At 50.2% G+C, this 3,265-nt stretch carries 2 rRNA genes; both read left to right on the top strand.

Annotated elements, in window-relative coordinates:
- The first annotated feature begins 24 nt into the window (after nt 1-24).
- A 23S ribosomal RNA gene (locus DFR42_RS28800) occupies nt 25-2,898 on the top strand.
- 242 nt (nt 2,899-3,140) lie between these two features.
- Nucleotides 3,141-3,253, top strand: a 5S ribosomal RNA gene (gene rrf, locus DFR42_RS28795).
- Nucleotides 3,254-3,265 lie beyond the last annotated feature (12 nt).

Here is a 3,265-nt window from a genome sequence, read left to right as displayed (position 1 = left end):
TGACACCAGGAGTTAACGTTATAGGGACAAGTGACTAAGTGCACATGGTGGATGCCTTGGCGATATCAGGCGATGAAGGACGTAGTAGCTTGCGATAAGCTGCGGGGAGTGAGCAAACACACATTGATCCGCAGATTTCCGAATGGGGAAACCCGGCCGTAAGGTCATTGCATACTGAATACATAGGTATGCAAAGCGAACGTGGCGAACTGAAACATCTAAGTAGCTACAGGAAAAGAAATCAACCGAGATTCCCAAAGTAGTGGCGAGCGAAATGGGAAGAGCCTGCAAGATTTAGCATCTTTAATAGTAGAACGGATTGGAAACTCCGGCCATAGAGGGTGATAGCCCCTTATACGAAATTATCGGTGTGGAACTAAGTTTGCGACAAGTAGGGCGGGACACGAGAAATCCTGTCTGAACATGGGGGGACCATCCTCCAAGGCTAAATACTCGATATCGACCGATAGTGAACCAGTACCGTGAGGGAAAGGCGAAAAGAACCCCGGGAGGGGAGTGAAATAGAACCTGAAACCGTGTGCATACAAACAGTAGGAGCGGACTTGTTCCGTGACTGCGTACCTTTTGTATAATGGGTCAGCGACTTACATTCAGTGGCAAGGTTAACCGCATAGGGAAGCCGTAGAGAAATCGAGTCCGAATAGGGCGTCATAGTCGCTGGGTGTAGACCCGAAACCAAGTGATCTACTCATGGCCAGGTTGAAGGTGCGGTAACACGCACTGGAGGACCGAACCCACTAATGTTGAAAAATTAGGGGATGAGCTGTGGGTAGGGGTGAAAGGCTAAACAAACTTGGAAATAGCTGGTTCTCTCCGAAAACTATTTAGGTAGTGCCTCTTGTATCACCGTCGGGGGTAGAGCACTGTTATGGCTAGGGGGTCATCGCGACTTACCAAACCATTGCAAACTCCGAATACCGACGAGTGCGAGCAAGGGAGACAGACATCGGGTGCTAACGTCCGGTGTCAAGAGGGAAACAACCCAGACCGCCAGCTAAGGTCCCAAAGTATAGCTAAGTGGAAAACGAAGTGGGAAGGCTAAAACAGTCAGGAGGTTGGCTTAGAAGCAGCCACCCTTTAAAGAAAGCGTAATAGCTCACTGATCGAGTCGTCCTGCGCGGAAGATGTAACGGGGCTAAGCTATACACCGAAGCTGCGGATATCCGTAAGGATATGGTAGGAGAGCGTTCTGTAAGCCTGCGAAGGTGACTTGTAAAGGTTGCTGGAGGTATCAGAAGTGCGAATGCTGACATGAGTAGCGATAATGGGGGTGAAAAGCCTCCACGCCGTAAGCCCAAGGTTTCCTGTTCAACGTTCATCGGAGCAGGGTGAGTCGGCCCCTAAGGCGAGGCAGAGATGCGTAGCTGATGGGAAGCAGGTTAATATTCCTGCACCGTCGTATGATGCGATGGGGGGACGGATCGCGGAAGGTTGTCCGACTGTTGGAATAGTCGGTTTTTAACCTGGAGAAGGCTGTTAGGCAAATCCGGCAGCGTAATTCAAGGGGTTGAGACGAGTGAACTTGTTCACGAAGCAATCGGAAGTGGTTCCAAGAAAAGCCTCTAAGCTTCAGTCATACGAGACCGTACCGCAAACCGACACAGGTGGGCGAGATGAGTATTCTAAGGCGCTTGAGAGAACTCGGGAGAAGGAACTCGGCAAATTGGTACCGTAACTTCGGGATAAGGTACGCCCTTGTAGTTTGACTGCCCTGCGGCAGAAGGACGAAGGGGTTGCAATAAACTGGTGGCTGCGACTGTTTAATAAAAACACAGCACTCTGCAAACACGAAAGTGGACGTATAGGGTGTGACGCCTGCCCGGTGCTGGAAGATTAAATGATGGGGTGCAAGCTCTTGATTGAAGTCCCAGTAAACGGCGGCCGTAACTATAACGGTCCTAAGGTAGCGAAATTCCTTGTCGGGTAAGTTCCGACCTGCACGAATGGCGTAACGATGGCCACACTGTCTCCTCCCGAGACTCAGCGAAGTTGAAATGTTTGTGATGATGCAATCTACCCGCGGCTAGACGGAAAGACCCCATGAACCTTTACTGTAGCTTTGCATTGGACTTTGAATCGATCTGTGTAGGATAGGTGGGAGGCTTTGAAGCGTGGACGCCAGTTTGCGTGGAGCCATCCTTGAAATACCACCCTGGTTTATTTGAGGTTCTAACCTTGGCCCGTTATCCGGGTCGGGGACAGTGCATGGTAGGCAGTTTGACTGGGGCGGTCTCCTCCCAAAGTGTAACGGAGGAGTTCGAAGGTACGCTAGGTACGGTCGGACATCGTGCTAATAGTGCAATGGCATAAGCGTGCTTAACTGCGAGACTGACAAGTCGAGCAGGTACGAAAGTAGGACATAGTGATCCGGTGGTTCTGTATGGAAGGGCCATCGCTCAACGGATAAAAGGTACTCTGGGGATAACAGGCTGATTCCTCCCAAGAGTTCATATCGACGGGGGAGTTTGGCACCTCGATGTCGGCTCATCACATCCTGGGGCTGTAGCCGGTCCCAAGGGTATGGCTGTTCGCCATTTAAAGTGGTACGTGAGCTGGGTTTAAAACGTCGTGAGACAGTTTGGTCCCTATCTGCCGTGGGCGTTGGAAGTTTGAAGGGGGCTGCTCCTAGTACGAGAGGACCGGAGTGGACGAACCTCTGGTGTATCGGTTGTCACGCCAGTGGCATTGCCGAGTAGCTATGTTCGGAAGAGATAACCGCTGAAAGCATCTAAGCGGGAAACTCGCCTTAAGATGAGACTTCCCAGAGACTTGATCTCTTTAAAGGGTCGTTCGAGACCAGGACGTTGATAGGCTGGGTGTGGAAGTGCAGTAATGCATTAAGCTAACCAGTACTAATTGCCCGTAAGGCTTGTCCCTATAACCTTAGCAGGTTGTAGGCTACGACAAGTATTGTGAAGTGTTTGCGAAAATGGAAATTCGGAAGAATTTCGATTGTTCGAGACCAGTCACAACCACCACAGTAAGCGATGGTCTCGCTTACTGTGACAAAACAAATTTGATTAGTGCGAATAAGATCGCACACTCTACGACACTTCTTCTGAATTGGATTTGTTGCAGGCCACAAAACAACGTGACCCTCAACGAATCAACAAGTTATGCCTGATGACCATAGCTAATCGGTACCACCCCTTCCCATCCCGAACAGGACCGTGAAACGATTACGCGCCAATGATAGTGCTGCAACCAGTGTGAAAGTAGGTTATCGTCAGGCTTTTATTCCGCA

The organism is Undibacterium pigrum, from assembly GCF_003201815.1.
GTDB lineage: Bacteria > Pseudomonadota > Gammaproteobacteria > Burkholderiales > Burkholderiaceae_D > Undibacterium > Undibacterium pigrum.
The sequence above is the reverse complement of the archived record's forward strand: the minus strand, read 5'-3'. Positions and strand labels throughout refer to the sequence as shown.